Raw genomic sequence first — 15237 nt, 5'->3', positions numbered from 1 at the left:
GGCCCACCAGCCCCCGACCACCGACCACCGACCACCGACCACCAAGCACCGACCGCCACCCCCGCCACCCTCCGCACCGCCACCCTCCGCCCCGCCACCCTCCGCCCCACCACCCTCCGCCCCACCCGGCCCCCACTCGTCCGTCGGTGCCCTCGTACCGATGAACAGCGATCCGTGGAAGGACGCAGATGATCAAGCTGGCTTCCCGGCCGACCGAGGAACAGGTCGCCGCCCTGGACAACGCACCGGCCGACGCCGAGCCCGCACCGCACGGCGCGCCGGCCGCCGCGCACGGGCCGGTGGCCGCCGCGCTGGCCGCCCACCTGACCCTGCTCCACCGGCGCTCACTTCAGGAACGCGTCACCGTGCACTGCCGGTGGGCCGGTGCCGACGAGGACCGTGTCGGTGCGGTCGGCGTCTCCTTCGTGGACGGCCCCACCATCGGCGAGATCGTCCAGCAGGCGGCCGCGCAACTGGCCGCGCTGCTGCCGGAGGAGGACGCGGAGCCGCCCGCCGCGGTCGACGGCGCCTTCGAGATCCTCACCGGCGGCGCGGCACCCGACGGCACCCTGCCCGGTCCGGTCGCCTCCGTCACCGCCGACGCGGCGGGCGGTCCGGCCGTCGCGCTCTCCGCGGGCAGCGGCAGCCGGCTCGCCGAGCCGGACCGTACCGTCTGGGAGGCGGCGCTCGGCGCTGCGCACCGCGCCGCCCTGGCCGCACCGCACACCCCGGTCGCCGAACTCCCGCTCGGTGACGCCGCGCAGCGCGCCGAATGGCTCGACCTGGGCCGCCCGGGGCGCCCGACGCCGAAGGCGCGCCGTATCGACGAGCTGGTCGCCGCGCAGGCCGCCCGTACGCCCGACGCGCTCGCCGTCACCGGCGACGGCGAGCGGCTGACGTACCGCGCACTGGACGAGGAGGCCACGGCGCTCGCCGGCCGGCTCCGCGAGCGTGGCGTCGACGGGGACGGCGTCGTCGCCGTGCTCATGCCGCGCTCGGTCCGGCTGGTGGTGACCCTGCTCGCCGTGCTCAAGGCGGGCGGCGCCTATCTGGCGCTCGACCCCGAGGACCCCGCCGAACGCCATCTCCGCGTACTGTCGGACTCGGGAGCGCGTCTCCTCGTCGTCGACCCGTCCCTGGCGGCCGTCGCCCCGGACACCCTGCCCGTCCTCGACCCCACCGCCGCCGCACCGGACGCCGCCGAGGCCGCCGCGGTGCCCGGCCCGCCGGTCACCACCGGATCCACCGGCCCCGACGCCCTCGCCTACGTCAGCTACACCTCCGGATCCACCGGTGAGCCGCGCGGCGTCGGCGTGCCGCACCGCGCCGTGTCCCGGCTGGTCGCCGACCCTGACTGGATCGACGTATCGGCCGAGGACGTCTTCCTGCATCTGGCGCCGGTCGCCTTCGACGCCTCGACCTGGGAGATCTGGACGCCACTCGCACACGGCGCGCGCCTGGCGGTCGCCCCGGCCGGTGCCGTCGAACTCGACGCGCTGGCGGGCACGCTCCGGACCGAGGGGGTGACCGTGGCGTGGCTGACGGCCGGACTCTTCCACCAGATGGTCAGCCTGCACCCGGAGGCCTTCAGCGGACTGCGGCACGTCGTGGCCGGTGGCGACGTCGTCTCGCCCGGCCATGTGTCGGACCTGCTGGCCGCCCACCCGCACCTGCTGTTCAGCAACGGCTACGGCCCCACCGAGAACACCACGTTCACCGCCTGCTGGACCACCGCCACCGCACCCGACGGCGAGACCGTGCCCATCGGCCGTCCCGTCCCCGGCACCCACGTCGCCGTCCTGGACGCCAGGCTGCGGGCCGTGCCGCCCGGCGTGGCCGGTGAGCTGTACGCGGCCGGCGAGGGCCTGGCCCGCGGGTACGCCGGACGGCCCGGTGCCACCGCGGAAAGGTTCCTGCCCGACGCCGTCACCGGCATCGCGGGCGGCCGGATGTACCGCACCGGTGACCTCGCCCGCTGGCGGCCCGACGGCACGCTGGAGTTCCTGGGCCGGGCCGACCAGCAGCTGAAGGTGCAGGGCTTCCGGGTCGAACCCGGGTTCGTCGAGACGGAGCTGACCCGGCTGGACGGAGTGCGCGACGCCGTCGTGATCGGCCAGAGCGACGACAGCGGCGGCAAACGCCTGCTCGCCTACGTCGTCCTCGACGGTCAGGCGTCCGACCTGGACGCCGTCGGGGCGCGGCTGCGCGAACAGCTGCGCGCGACCCTCCCGGCCGCGATGGTCCCCTGGGCCGTCCTGGTCCGCTCCGAGCTGCCCTTGAACAAGAACGGCAAGGTCGACCGCAAGGCCCTGCCGGCCGCGACCCGCGTCCCGCGCAACGTGTGGAACCCGTTCGTCGCCCCGCGCACCGCGACCGAGCAGCGGCTGGCCGACCTGTGGGGCGAGGTGCTGGGCGTCGAACCCGTCGGTGTCGAGGACGACTTCTTCGACCTCGGCGGCCACTCCCTGCTCGTCGCCGAACTGCTCGGCACCCTCAAGGACGCCTTCGACGTGGAGGTGCCCGCCCGCGTGCTCTACCTCCAGCCGACCATCGCCGACCTCGCCGGCCAGATAGGAGACTGACGATGACCACCGCAATCGGCGGCCGCACCGCCACGCCGCAGGCCGGCTCCGGATGCCCGGTCGCCCACGCCGCCATGCCGCCGGCCACCGGCGGCTGCCCGGTCGCCCACGGCGGCGGCATCGACCTCACCGACCCGCTGCTGCACAGCGACGGCGACGCGCACGCCATCTGGCGGGCGATGCGCCGCCACGACCCGGTGAGCCGCCAAGTGGCGCCCAACGGGCACCCGTTCTGGTCGGTGACCAAGTACGACGACGCCCAGATCGTGCTGCGCGACCACACCCTGTTCACCTCCGAGCGCGGCACCCTGCTGAACATCCTCGGCACCGACGACCCGGCCGGCGGCAAGCAGATGGCGGTCACCGACCCGCCACGCCACGCCCGGATGCGCGAACCCCTGCAACGCGCCCTGTCCATCAAGGCGGTCGAGGCCCACCGCGAGGCGATCCGCGAGGTCGTCGTCCGGCTGATCGAGCCGATGGGCGACGGCGTCTTCGACTTCGCGGCGGCCATGGCCACCCTGCCGATGGCGGTCACCGGCACCCTGATGGGCCTGCCGGCCGCCGACTGGGCGCAGCTCACCCGGCTGACCACGGCCGCCATCGCCCCGGACGACCCCGAGTTCCAGCTCGCCGGCAGCCCCGAGGCGACCCTCGACACCGCGCACCGCGAACTGTTCGCCTACTTCCAGGACATCGTCCACGCCCGGCAGAAGCAGCCCGGCGACGACCTGATCAGCTTCCTGATGTCCATCGACCTGGACGGCCGGCGCATGTCGCTCGGCGAGATCATGTCCAACTGCTACAGCCTGCTGCTCGGCGCGAACGTCACCACCCCGCACGTCGCCAGCGCCGCCATGGCGACGCAGGCCGGCACCGGTGTCTTCGAGGACTGGGCCGCCCACCCCGACCTCGCCGTGCGCGGCACCGAGGAGGCCCTGCGCTGGGCCTCGCCCGCCAACCACTTCATGCGGTATGCGATCCGCGACGTGGAGCTGCGCGGCACGCGCATCGCGGCCGGCGAGGCCGTCGTCGTCTGGCTCGGCTCCGCCAACCGCGACGAGGACGCCTTCGCCGATCCGGACACCTTCGACATCCGGCGCCGTCCCAACCGGCACGTCGCCTTCGGCGTCGGCTCGCACTTCTGCGTCGGCCACACCGTCGCCAAGGTCTCCCTGCGGCTGATGTTCACCGAGATGCTCAGCCGCTTCGAGGACTTCCAGGTGGTGGGCCCGGCGCAGCGGCTGCGCTCCAACTTCGTCGCCGGCCACAGCCATCTGCCGGTCACCGCCCGGCGCCGCCGCGAGCCCGGCCCCGTCGGCTACTGATCCGGCACCCACCCGCCCGCCGGCCCGCACGCGAGCGCCGTCCCCGAACTTCAGAGGAGACCGACCGATGCCCACCTCCGCCCGCCCGCGCACCAAGTGGTTCCTGCGCGAACCCAGTCCACGCGCCAAGGCCCGCCTCTTCGTCATCCCGTACTCCGGGTGCGGGGCCAGCATGTACCGGCAGTGGCCGGAGTTCCTCGACGACGGCGTCGAGGTCTGCGCGGTACAGCTGCCGGGCCGCGAGAACCGGCTGCGCGAACAGCCGCACCCCACCTACGAGGCCATGGCCGACGACCTCGCCGAGGCACTGCTGCCGTACCTGGACCGCCCCTACGGCCTGTTCGGGCACTGCGGCTCGGCGCTCGGCGCCTACGAGACGGCCGTACGCATCGTCGAACGCGGCCATCCCGCCCCGGCCCGGCTGTTCGTCTCCTCGCAGGTCGCCCCGCAGGACGGGCCGTGCGGCCGGTTCCTCGGCATGACCGACGAGGAACTCCTCGACGAACTCGGCCGACTCGTCGTCGAACTCGGCGGCAAGCCCGTACGCAGCCTGCTGGAGCTGTCGCTCGGCGTGCTGCGCGCCGACATCGAGGCCAACAAGCTCTACCACGTCGCCGAACCGACGCGGCTGCCGTGCCCGATCACCGCCATCGGCTGGCGCCAGGACGTCGAGGTCCCGTACACCACGATGGGCGGCTGGCCGGTGTGCGGCGACACCACCGACGTACTGCTGGACGGCCGGCACTACACCTTCACCGGCGCGCCCGAGCCGCTGCTCCAGGTGCTGGCGGCCGGACTGGCACACACCGGTGCCGTGCCGGCGGCGTGAGAGGGAGGGAAGACACGGTGAGCACCTTCGCGGGCCCGGCCCGCCCGACCACGGCCGACCGCTGGATCAGGCGCACAGGACCGGTACCGGCCACGGTCCGGCTGCGGCTGTTCTGCTTCCACTACGCCGGCGGCAGCCCCACCATGTTCCGCACCTGGCCGCCGCTGATGCCGCCGGGCGTCAGCGTGGAACCGGTGCTGCTGCCCGGCCGCGACGCCCGTTTCCGGGAGACGCCGTACGACCGGATGGAGCCGCTCGCCGCGGACGTCGCCGAGGCGCTCGGACCGCGCCTGGACCGGCCGTACGCGCTGTTCGGCTACAGCATGGGCGCGCAGGTGGCCTTCCACGTGGCGCACGCGCTGCGGGCGGCCGGAGCACCCGAGGCCCGGGCGCTGTTCGTCGGGGCCAGCCCCGGACCCTTCCTGCAACGCGAGGTGCCGGCGTGGGATCAGTCCGACGCGCACCTGGTCGACTATCTGCGGGACATGGGCGGCACCCCGCAGGACGTCCTCGACGACCCCGAGCTGCTGGCCCTGATGCTGCCCACCCTGCGCGCCGACCTCACCACGGTCGCGACCTGCCCCTACACACCGCGCCCGCCGCTCGGCATGCCCGTGCACGCCTTCGCCGGACAGGACGACGCCTCGGCGTCGCCGGAGCGGATGCGGGCCTGGGAACGGGAGAGCGAGGGCGAGTTCCGGCTGACGGCGCTGCCGGGCGGTCACTTCTTCCTCAACGACCACCTGCCCGCCGTGGCCGGAGCCGTCCACGACCGCCTGCGGGAGCTGGACGCGGTGTGAGCGGCGGGCGTCCGCGCAGCTCACAGCGGGTTCCTCGGGGCCGGCTCGAGGCGCGATAGTGGCTGAAGCGAGCACAATAGTGCCGTGATGGCGGTCACTCCTAACGTCGGTGTCACCGGCCGGGCCGAACCGGCGGTGACACGACGACGAACGGGGAGACGCCAATGAAGGCCGCACTTCGACTGCGCACCGGCTGGGTCGCACTGCTCCTGCTGCTCGTACCGGTCCTCGGGATCGGCACGGCCCACGAAGCGGACGCCCGCACCCTCGCAGAGGTCACCGCCCCGGCCGACGCCGCACCGTCGGCCGCGCGACAGGCCGGCACGGCGATCGACTCGGACACACCGTGGGGTCCGTGACGGCCCCGTGCGGGCGGGTTGCCGTAGCCGGCGATCGACTCGGGCACCCCGTGGGGCCCGTGACCGCCGCGTGCGACCGGGCGGCAGGCCGGCACGGCGACCGACTCGGGCACTCCGTGGGGCCGTGACCGCCGCCGCGCGCGATAGGGCTGCCGTAGCCGACGGCCGACTCGCGCACTCCCTGGCGCCCTTGACCGCCCCGCGCGGTGGGGCTGCCGCAGTTGGAGATCGACTCCGGCACTCCGTGGGATCCGTGACCGCCCCGCGCGATAGGGCTGCCGCAGCCGGCGGTCGACTCGCGTACATCGTCGGGCCTCTGACCGCCCCGTGCGGGCGGGTTGCCGCAGCCGGCGGCCGACTCCGGGACACTGCAGGGCCCGTGACCGTCCCGCGCGGTCCGGCTGCCGTAGCCGGTGATCGACTCCGGCACTCCGTGGGGTCCACCGCCCCGTCAGGGCGAGTCGCCGCATCCGGCGGCCGACGTCACGCAGGGCCGACGGTCCGCAGCAGTTCCCGGGCGCGTCCGGCCGCCTCGGCCAGACCGAACTCCTCCAACGACGGCAGCGCCCGGCCGAGGTGATGCGCCGCCTGGTGCCGATCGCCCAGCTCCGCCAGGGTCTCCGCCAGATCGAGCCGGACCTGGGCCCCGGTGCGGTCGTCGCGCAGCCGCTCATGGCACTCCAGGGCTTCCAGCAGCCGCTCGCACGCCTCCTCGCCGCGGCCGAGCCGGCGCTCCACGAGCCCCAGACGGTGCGCGATCCGCGCCTGGCCGTTGAGGTCCTGATCGGCCCGGACCCGCTCCAGCACTTCCACCAGCGTGGCCCGCGCCTCCTCGGCCCGGCCCTGGCGCAGCAGCAGCTCGCCGAGCCGGTAGCGCAACTGCGCCTCGACCCGGCCGCCACCCGTGGCGCGGCACACCTCGAGCGCCTCGTGGATACGCCGCCCGGCCTCGTCCTCGTCGCCGTGCACCAAGGCGATGTGGCCCAGCTGGCCGAGGACATGCGCCTGACCGGCGAGGTCGCCGTGCGCGCGCAGCCCTTCCAGCGCCTGCCGGTAGAGCACGGCGGCGGAGTCGACCTCGCCGTCGATGTGATGGAGCAGCGCCAGGTTGCGCCGGGCGAGGGCCAGTCCGTGCCCGTCGTCCAGCTTCTCGAAGAGCGTCGCGGCGGGCTCCAGCCGGGCACGCGCCTGCGGCAGCCTGGACCGGCTCAGGTGCAGTGAGCCGAGCGAGGACAGCACGGCCGCCTCGCCGCGCCGCAGACCGGCCCGGCGCACCGCCTCCAGCGCGATGTCGTGGGTGCGCTCCCAGTCGTCGAAATAGCAGCGCGCCTCGAACAGCGTGACCAGCGACACCGCGAGGTCCCAGCAGATCTCCGGCAGGTCGTTGGCGGCCGCCGACGCCACCGCCGAGACGAGATGGCCGTGCTCGGCCTCCAGCCACCGCAGCGGATCGGCCAGCAGGCCCTGCACGTGCCGCTCCGGCAGCGGCCACTGCGGGCCGGTGCCGTGCAGCACGGTGAAGTCACCGCCGTACAGGCGGCGATGGGCCTCCGCGGTCAGGGCCAGCCAGCCGCCGGTGAGGCGTTCCACGGCGGCATGGCGGGCCTCGTCGCCGTCCTCGTGCTCCAGCCGCTCGCGGGCGAAGAGCTTGATCAGTCCGTGGAAGCGGTAGCGGGGGCTGCAGTCGATGTCGATGCCGGAGATCTCCAGCATCTGCGTGTCCACCAGCTGTTCCAGCAGATCGCCGGCGGTGTAGAGGTCCATGTCCAGCAGTGCCGCCGCCGTCCAGGTAGGGAAGGCGGGGTCGTCGATCAGGCTGAGCAGGCGCAGCAGCCGGCGGGCGTCGGGCTCCAGGCCGTCGTAGGTCATGGCGAGGGAGGCGCGCACCATCATCTCGCCGTGCGCCAGCTCGTCCAGCCGGCGCCGCTCGTCGGAGAGCCGCTCCAGCATCCACGCCAGCGACCAGTGCCGGCGTGCCGCCAGCCGGGCGGCGACGATCCGCAGCGCCAGCGGCAGCCCGCCGACCAGCCGCACCAGCGCCTCGGCGGCCTCCGGCTCGGCGTCCACCCGGTCCGGGCCGATGACCTCGCGGAGCATCGCGACGGCCTGCCCCGTGTCGAAGGCGTCGACCTCGACGACCTGGGCGCCGGCCAGCCCGGCGAGCCGGGACCGGCTGGTGATCAGCACCGCGCTGCTGGAGGAGCCCGGCAGCAGCGCGTGCAGGTCGCGGCCGTCGTCGGCGTCGTCCAGGATGACGAGCACCCGTCTGCGGGCCAGCAACTGCCGGTACAGCTCCGCCCGTTCGTCCAGCGTCTCCGGCACCGCCTCGCCGGGCACGCCGAGCGCCCGCAGGAAGCGGCCGAGCACGTCCTCCGCGGTGGCCGGTGCGGCCCCCGAGGCGCCCAGGTCGCGGTACAGCTGGCCGTCCGGGAAGGCCGACTCCGCCAGCAGGTGCGCCACATGCACGGCGAGCGCGCTCTTGCCGGCGCCCGCCTTCCCGGCGAGCACCACGATCCGGGTCGCGGTACCCCCGTCCTCCGACAGCAGCGCGCCGACCTGCTCGATCTCGCGGGTACGGCCGGTGAAGTCGGCGATGTCGCGCGGCAGTTGCAACGGGGCCAGGGCCCCCGGCGGCGGGTCCTCCTCCGGGCGCGGCGGCTCGGGCGCGGGCGCACTGTCCGGGAGCAGCAGCCGGGGGTCGGCGGAGAGAATGGCCGATTGCAGCGCCCGCAGGTCGTTGCCGGGGTCCAGGCCCAGTTCCTCCGCCAGCGTCTCGCGGCCCCGGCGGTACACCTCCAGCGCCTCCGACTGGCGGCCGGACCGGTACAGCGCCAGCATCAGCTGGCCGCGCAGGCGTTCCCGCAGCGGGTGCTCGTCGACCAGGCCGGTCAGCTCGCCCGCCAGGGCGTGGTGCCGGCCGAGCCGCAGGTCGACGTCGGCCAGCGCCTCACGGGCGGCCAGCCGGGCCTCGTCGAGCTGGGCCGCGGCGATCTGGAGCACACGGCTGGCGGTGCCGCTCAGCGCCGGTCCGCGCCACAGCGCGAGCGCCTCGCCCAGCAGCCGCGACGCCTCCAGGTCGTCGCCGCGCGCGACCGCGGCGTCGGCGGCGGCGCGGGCCGCGGTGAACGCGGACAGGTCGAGCTGGTGCTCCTCGATCTGCAGCCGGTAGCCCGGAGCCTGGGTCTGAATCGTTTCTTCACCGCTCGCGCGATCGAGTCCCGCGCGCAGCTGGGAGACACAGATCTGGATCTGCGTCCGGGCCGTCCGCGGCGGTTCGTCGTCCCAGACGATGTCGATGAGCCGGTCCATCGACACGACCCGATTCGCCTCCAGCAGCAGGGCCCCGAGGACCGTCTGCTGCCGTCCCGGCGGAATGCGCAGCGGACCGCCCTGTGGGTCGCGGACCTCCAGCGGGCCGAGAAGTCGGTACGTGAGGCACGACGTCTCAACGCTGGTCTGCGACATGGCCGATCCGTTGACCTTTCATCCGTCGGGGCGCCGGAGCCTCCGGCAACGCGGCGGTACGCACCGGCCGGAGCCGGCCGCGGCCCGGCCTCGCGCGGCGGCCCGGCCAGTCTACGTGGGCGGGTCGACGCGGTAGAAGGTCTTCTGAGACAGGAGCAGACCACTTGGCGCCAGGGTGAACACCTCGCAGAACTCCGCGTCCACCCAGCGTCCGTGCAGCGCGTCGCCCCGGTAGCGGCCGACGGCGGCCACCGCGCTCCCCGAGGCGATGACCTGCGACACCGAGCACGACAGACTGCCGTCGCTGAGCTGCCTGCCGCGCAGCGCGCCGACCGCCTCCCGCCCGCGCTCCCGGCTGCCCCGCGGACCGTCGACGCTCACGTCCCCGTCCAGCAGCGACAGATAGCCGTCGATGTCGCGCGCGGCCAGGTACTCGTACTGCAACCGCACATGATCCACCCCGGCCGCGGTGAGGCCGGCGGGTGGTGGCGACGGGCGGTGCGGGTCCTCCACTGGCATGGCGCTTCCTCTCCTTCGTCGCTGCCCCGTGCCAGCGTGCGACCGGACGCTTCCGAGCCGCTATCGGGCCGCTATCGCCCCACGGCCCGCCCGGCCGATGGCGCCGCGATAGCGCCGCCCCCCAAGCTGACCGACGTCGAGGACCTCCAACCCCAGAGGGAGTCGGAACAGACATGACGAACCAACAGGTGGCCGAGGCACACCCCGCCTCCGACCTGGTGCGGACCGTGATCATCCATGACGATCCGCTGCAACGCGCCGGGATCCGCTCGCTGGCCCAGGCCTCGTCCGTGATCGACGTCGTGGGCGACTACGGATCGGTGCACGCCTTCACCGGCGGAGTGCGGCGGCCCGACGTCCTCCTGGTGGGCGCGCGGCAGCTGCCGGACCGGCCGGAAGCCGTCGTACCGGCGGCGGGCCGGACGGGGGAGGGCCGGTCACCCGCGGTCGTGGTCGTGATGCGGCCGGACGACACCAGAGCGCTGCGCAGCGCCGTGATGCAGACCGTCCACGGATACGTCGACCCCTGCACCGGCGAACAGGACATCGGCGTCGCGGTCCTGGCCGCCTCCCGTGGCCGGACCTTCCTGTCCTCCTCGATCGCGGAGGTCCTCGTCGGCTGGGCCGCCTCCCGGCTGACCCGGCAGCGCGTCAGCCCCTCGGAGGCCCTGGAGGAGCTGACCGCACGGGAACGCGAGGTGCTGGTGGCACTCGGAGAGGGCATCACCAACGCGCAGATCGCCCGCCGGCTCTACATCCAGGAAGCGACCGTCCGCAGCCACGTCTACCACATCCTCACCAAGCTCGGCCTCGGCACCCGAACCGAGGCGGTGCTGCTGGGACATGGACTGGGGCCGGATTGGCGGTGAGGGGGCGGTGGGTCCGGGAGGGCTGAGGGGCCGGGCGGCGGGCGGTGAGCGGCGGACGGCCCGCCGGCCTGTTCGGACCGCGCCCCCGGCAACCCCACCGACCCAACCCCACCGACCCACCCCCGACGGATCCCCCGCCTCACCGTGTCGTGTCGCCGAAGAAGTCCGGCAGGGACAGCGCGAGGCCCGCTTCCGACGCGGTGTGGTGCACGTGGTGGCCGACGGCGAGGTCCAGCACGCCGAGGCCGAAGGGGGAGAAGACCGTGGGGCGGGCGGGGTCGGGACGGACCTCGCCCCGCAGGACCCCGGCCAGCGTGCCGGTGACGAAGTCGCGGGAACCGGTGAGCTGTTCGGCCAGGTGCGGTGAGGTCGCCGCCTTCAGGCAGTGCTCGACGTCGTCGAGCACGTTGTTCGCTTCGAGCAGCAGCTCCGGGGCGAGGTCACGCAGCGACAGGTTGAGCACCAGCTGCCCGGCGCGCAGCGCGTGGTGCGGGGCGTGGATGTACGGCTCCGGCGCGGTGGTGGCGAGCACCACCAGGTCGCAGTCCAGGGCATCGGACAGCGTCCCGGTGCGCGCGTCGCTGCCGTACGTCTGGCGCAGGTGGTCCACCAGGCGGTCCGCGGAGCTGGCGTCGAGGTCGTGGCAGCGCACCTCGGGCAGCCCGCCGCCGGTGGCCGCGAGATACCGGCACACCGTGCGGGCGATGGGACCGGCGCCGACCACCCCGACGCGCCGCACCGTGTCCGGGCCGAGCGTGGCCGCCGCCAGCGCCGCGGAGGCAGCCGTCCGCGCGGCGCTGATGGCGGCCGACTCCAGCAGGGCCAGCGGATAGCCGGTCTCGAAGTCGTTGAGGACGAGGACGGCGGAGGCGCGCTGCAGCCCCGAGCGCACGTTGTGCGGGAAACTGGCGATCCACTTGATCCCGGCCACGCCCGTCTTGCCGCCGAGGTAGGCGGGCAGCGCGATGATGCGCGCCTCCGGCTTCTGCGGGAACCGCAGGAAGTAGCTGTCCGGGTTGACGCTGTCGCCGTCGTGGTGGGCCAGGTAGGCCTCCCGCACCAAATCCACGACGCGCGCCTCCTGGCCGTCCAGGACCTGGGCGACCTGCGGTGCGGTGATCACGGAGAACTCAGGCATGGTTGATCAGCTCGTCCTTCCGGCGTACGGGCAGCGAACGGCCGGCGGCGGGCGCGTCGTCGAGCACCTCGGCGCCATAGCGTTCGGTCACCCAGTCGTCGTTGTAGATGGTGTCGAGATAGCGGTCGCCGAGGTCGGGGGAGACCGCGAGGACGCGGCTGCCGGCCGCGATCGCCGGAGCGAGCCGCGCGACCGCGGCCAGCACCGTTCCGGTGGACCCGCCGACCAGCAGTCCGTAGCGGCGCGCGACGCGCCGGCAGGTGCGCACGGTGTCGGCCTCCGGCACCAGCACCTTGGTGAAGCTGCCGTCGTCGTCCAGGAGTTGCGAGGGCCTGCTGCTGCCCAGGCCCGGGATGTGCCGCTTGGCCGGCGCCGCCTGGAAAGTGACGGAGCCGACCGTGTCGACCGCCACGATCCGGGTCGGCGCGCGGAGTTCCCGCACGGCCTGCACACAGCCCATCAGCGTCCCGGCGGTGCCGGTGCCGACGAACAGCCAGTCGGGCGGGCCGAAACCGCTCATGATCTCCATGGCGGTGGTGTACCGGTGCGTCGCCGGGTTGGCGGGATGCGCGTACTGGTCCGTCCACACCAGCGCCGGATCGGCCGCCAGCAGACGCCGCACACAGTCGATGCGCGTCTGGAGGTAGCCGCCGTTGGCGTCCCGTTCGGTCACGACGATCACATCGGCGCCCAGGGCCCGCATCGCCCGGACACTGGCGTCGTTGGCGTTGGGATCGGTGACCAGGGTGAGCGGATAACCCTTCGCCGCGCACACCGACGCCAGCGCGATGCCCAGGTTGCCGGACGTCGACTCGATCAGCGCGCTGCCGCTCGTCAGCCGGCCGCTGCGTTCCAGCGCCTCGACGAGTCCGCGGGCGGTCTTCAGCTTGATCGAGCCGGCCGCGTTCAGCCCCTCGATCTTCACGGTCGTGGCGAACGTCCCCGCGAAGTCGGGCAGTGAGAGGAAGGCGTGTTCACTGAACAGCTCGAAAGCGTGGTCCGCTATCACTGCATTCCTTTCGACCCGCGCGCCGGCCAGGAGGCTGCGTTCGTGCGCGGTGGAATCGGCGAACGCAGGGGTGATGCGGAATCGACGATAGAAGCCGCGCCCGGCCGTGACATCAGCGGCCCGGTGCACCCCCTTCTGCGCCGTTCGTTGAGTGCCTTCGCCGAATTCCTCAGCGATGCGCTGATTTATGGCGCGGGCAGGGCGAAAACCTTGACCGTCCTCCGTGCCGCCGAAAAGGCTGGGCCGCTGCCATGCATCCCGCTTTCCCGCGTGCCCGAAAGGTCTTCCCATGCCTGTGCTGGAATCCCACGACGTGGACGTCGAAAGCCGCCGAGCGCTCGTGACGGCGGCCGAGGAGTTCGCCGCCCGCGGACTGCTCGGCGACTCGGTGCTCGCCGACCCGGCCGCCCGGCTGCCCCAGCCGCTCGCCGAACGGCTGTCCGCCGCGCTGCGGCCGCCCGCCCCCGGCGTCGGCCACCGCGTCGTGCGCGGCCTGTTCGCCGGCTTCACCGACCCCGGCCCCACCCCGCTGCACTGGCGTGACACCGACCGCGAGCGGTGCGCCGCGCTCGACATCGCGCTGGTGCTGGTCGCGGAGCGGTTCGGGCACGTCTTCGGCTGGACCGACCAGCAGGACGGGCGGATCGTGCACAACATCGTGCCGAGCCCCGGCTGCGAGGAGATGCAGATCGGCTCCAGCAGCACCACCGCGCTGGAGTGGCACACCGAGGACGCCTTCCACCCCGACCGCGCCGACCTCCTGCTGCTGGTCTGCGTCCGCAATCCCGACGGCATCGGCAGCCGCCTGTCGACCGTCTCCAGCGCCGGACTCGACGCACGGGACATCCGGCAGCTGCTGAGGCCCCAGGTGGCGATCCTGCCCGACGACAGCTACGGGGACGACACCGCCGCCGCGCGCGAACCCGTCGGCATGGCGACGCTGTGGGAGCGCGAGGGCAGCCTCGGGCTGCGCTACGACCCGTCCTACTCCCGGCTGCTCACCGACGACGAGGAGTTCCGGGCGGCGTACGGGCGGCTGGGCCGGGCGCTGGAGGCCGGCAGCTTCGGCGTGCCGCTCGCCCCCGGTGACCTCGTGGTCATCGACAACGACGCCGCCGTCCACGGCCGTACCGCCTTCCAGCCGCGCTACGACGGCACCGACCGCTGGCTCAAGCGGATCCTGGTGCGCTCGCCGCGGCAGCGGCCGGCCCGCGAGCGCCTGGAGCACGGCTACGGACAGCGGCAGGTGGACGCCCATGCCGGCCGGACCGCGCTGCGGGTGTGAGACCGGAACGCACCGAGGGGCCGTCGCACGGCGTGCACCGTGCGACGGCCCCTTCGTACGAGCACCCCCGGACGCGGTCAATAACCCCGCGCGACATCCACGACGTTGCGCAGCGCGCGGCCCGAGCGGTGGCGGGCGATGTTGTCCACCACCAGACCCAGGACACGCCGGCCGGTGCCGGGCGTGGCGTCGGCGCAGTGCGGTGTGACCAGCACACCCGGCGTCGACCACAGCGGTGAGGAGGCGGGCAGCGGTTCGGTGGCGAACACGTCCAGCGCCGCTCCGGCGGGCCGGCCGGTGGGCAGCGCCTCGATCAGCGCCCGCTCGTCGACCACCGGACCGCGCCCGACGTTCACCAGGAACGCGCCCGGCCGCAGCAGCGCCAGCTGGTCGCGGCCGACCATGCCGCGGGTCGACTCGGTGAGCGGCGCGCAGACCACCAGCAGGTCCAGCCCGTCGTAGAAGCGTTTCCACTCCCGCGGCCCGTAGGTCTCGCTCACCTCCGGGACCGGTGCCGTGCCGCGCCGCAGGCCGACGACCTCGGTGCCGAACGCGGCGAGCAGCCGCGCCGTGTGCCGGCCCAGGTCGCCGAGGCCGACGACACCGGCCCGCAGCCCGCCCAGTTCCCCGGCCTCCGGCGGCCGCCAGTCGGCCGTGCGCTGCGCGGCCATCAGACCGGGCAGCCGCTTGAGGTGGGCGAGCGTCACCGCGACGACGTGCTCGGCCACCGCCCGCCCGTGCGTGCCGGCGCCGTTGGTGACGGTGACGTCACCGCGGGCGGCCAGCACGTCGAGGACTTCCGGCGCCAGACCGGAGGCCGTGGTGTGCAGCCAGCGCAGGTCCGGCTGCGCGGCGACGAAACGGGCCAGCCGCTCCGGCGCGCACTCCCAGACCAGCGCGGCCGCGAAGCCGCCGTTCCGGTCGCCGTCCGGATCGTCGCCGGCGGGGCCGTCGTGGGCGGGTGCCTCGGTGAGTTCGGCCTCCGGCCACGCGGCGGCGACGTCCTCGGCCACACGGCCGGCCGGCATGCCGAACGTCCGGACGCGGACGCGAC

General features: G+C 74.1%; 12 protein-coding genes. 7 read left to right on the top strand and 5 right to left on the bottom strand.

The genetic code is table 11. The features are described 5' to 3' along the window. Positions 1–188: 188 nt before the first annotated feature. From ABT232_RS16735 to ABT232_RS16715, 5 genes are all read left to right on the top strand, one after another. Positions 189–2582: an amino acid adenylation domain-containing protein gene (locus ABT232_RS16735; protein ID WP_351840646.1), complete on the top strand. Its 2394-nt coding sequence runs from the start codon at positions 189–191 to the stop codon at positions 2580–2582. Positions 2583–2584: 2 nt separating this feature from the next. Continuing rightward, positions 2585–3910 carry a cytochrome P450 gene (locus ABT232_RS16730; protein WP_351840645.1) on the top strand — a complete coding sequence of 442 codons (1326 nt, stop codon included), beginning with the start codon at positions 2585–2587 and terminating at the stop codon, positions 3908–3910. Positions 3911–3977: 67 nt separating this feature from the next. Beyond that, on the top strand, positions 3978–4739 hold the full coding sequence (locus ABT232_RS16725; protein ID WP_351840644.1) for a thioesterase II family protein: 762 nt from the start codon (positions 3978–3980) through the stop codon (positions 4737–4739). 17 nt (positions 4740–4756) lie between these two features. Then, positions 4757–5539 carry a thioesterase II family protein gene (locus tag ABT232_RS16720; protein WP_351840643.1) on the top strand — a complete coding sequence of 261 codons (783 nt, stop codon included), beginning with the start codon at positions 4757–4759 and terminating at the stop codon, positions 5537–5539. Between the two features lie 164 nt (positions 5540–5703). Further along, the gene (locus ABT232_RS16715; RefSeq protein WP_351840642.1) at positions 5704–5898 is read left to right on the top strand and encodes a hypothetical protein; all 195 of its coding nucleotides are present in this window, start codon (positions 5704–5706) and stop codon (positions 5896–5898) included. 483 nt (positions 5899–6381) lie between these two features. Here ABT232_RS16715 and ABT232_RS16710 read toward each other — a convergent pair whose 3' ends face one another. Then, positions 6382–9363 carry an AfsR/SARP family transcriptional regulator gene (locus ABT232_RS16710; protein WP_351840641.1) on the bottom strand — a complete coding sequence of 994 codons (2982 nt, stop codon included), beginning with the start codon at positions 9361–9363 and terminating at the stop codon, positions 6382–6384. 111 nt (positions 9364–9474) lie between these two features. After that, complete coding sequence (locus tag ABT232_RS16705; protein ID WP_351840640.1) at positions 9475–9882, bottom strand: nuclear transport factor 2 family protein; 408 nt, start codon at positions 9880–9882, stop codon at positions 9475–9477. A gap of 173 nt (positions 9883–10055) precedes the next feature. Between ABT232_RS16705 and ABT232_RS16700 the strand changes: the two genes are divergently transcribed. Further along, positions 10056–10751, top strand: coding sequence for a LuxR C-terminal-related transcriptional regulator (locus ABT232_RS16700; protein ID WP_351840639.1), 696 nt, complete (start codon positions 10056–10058; stop codon positions 10749–10751). A 139-nt stretch (positions 10752–10890) separates the two neighbouring features. On the opposite strand, the gene sbnB is transcribed toward ABT232_RS16700, so the two are convergent. Beyond that, a complete protein-coding gene (gene sbnB / locus ABT232_RS16695; protein ID WP_351840638.1) occupies positions 10891–11889 on the bottom strand; it encodes a 2,3-diaminopropionate biosynthesis protein SbnB in 999 nt (332 codons plus the stop codon). Beyond that, positions 11882–12898 carry a 2,3-diaminopropionate biosynthesis protein SbnA gene (sbnA, locus tag ABT232_RS16690; protein ID WP_351840637.1) on the bottom strand — a complete coding sequence of 339 codons (1017 nt, stop codon included), beginning with the start codon at positions 12896–12898 and terminating at the stop codon, positions 11882–11884. Before sbnA ends, sbnB begins: the two co-directional genes overlap by 8 nt. A gap of 289 nt (positions 12899–13187) precedes the next feature. Between sbnA and ABT232_RS16685 the strand changes: the two genes are divergently transcribed. After that, positions 13188–14183, top strand: a complete 996-nt coding sequence (locus ABT232_RS16685) for a TauD/TfdA family dioxygenase (RefSeq protein ID WP_351840636.1) — start codon at positions 13188–13190, stop codon at positions 14181–14183. A gap of 77 nt (positions 14184–14260) precedes the next feature. Here ABT232_RS16685 and ABT232_RS16680 read toward each other — a convergent pair whose 3' ends face one another. Further along, positions 14261–15211 (bottom strand): D-2-hydroxyacid dehydrogenase, encoded by a 951-nt coding sequence (locus ABT232_RS16680; RefSeq protein WP_351840635.1) that lies wholly within the window; start codon positions 15209–15211, stop codon positions 14261–14263. Positions 15212–15237: the final 26 nt, after the last annotated feature.

The sequence above is a fragment of the Streptomyces sp. NPDC001532 genome, from assembly GCF_040298625.1.
In the GTDB taxonomy this organism is placed as follows: domain Bacteria; phylum Actinomycetota; class Actinomycetes; order Streptomycetales; family Streptomycetaceae; genus Streptomyces.
This window is presented reverse-complemented; position numbering and strand designations above follow the sequence as displayed.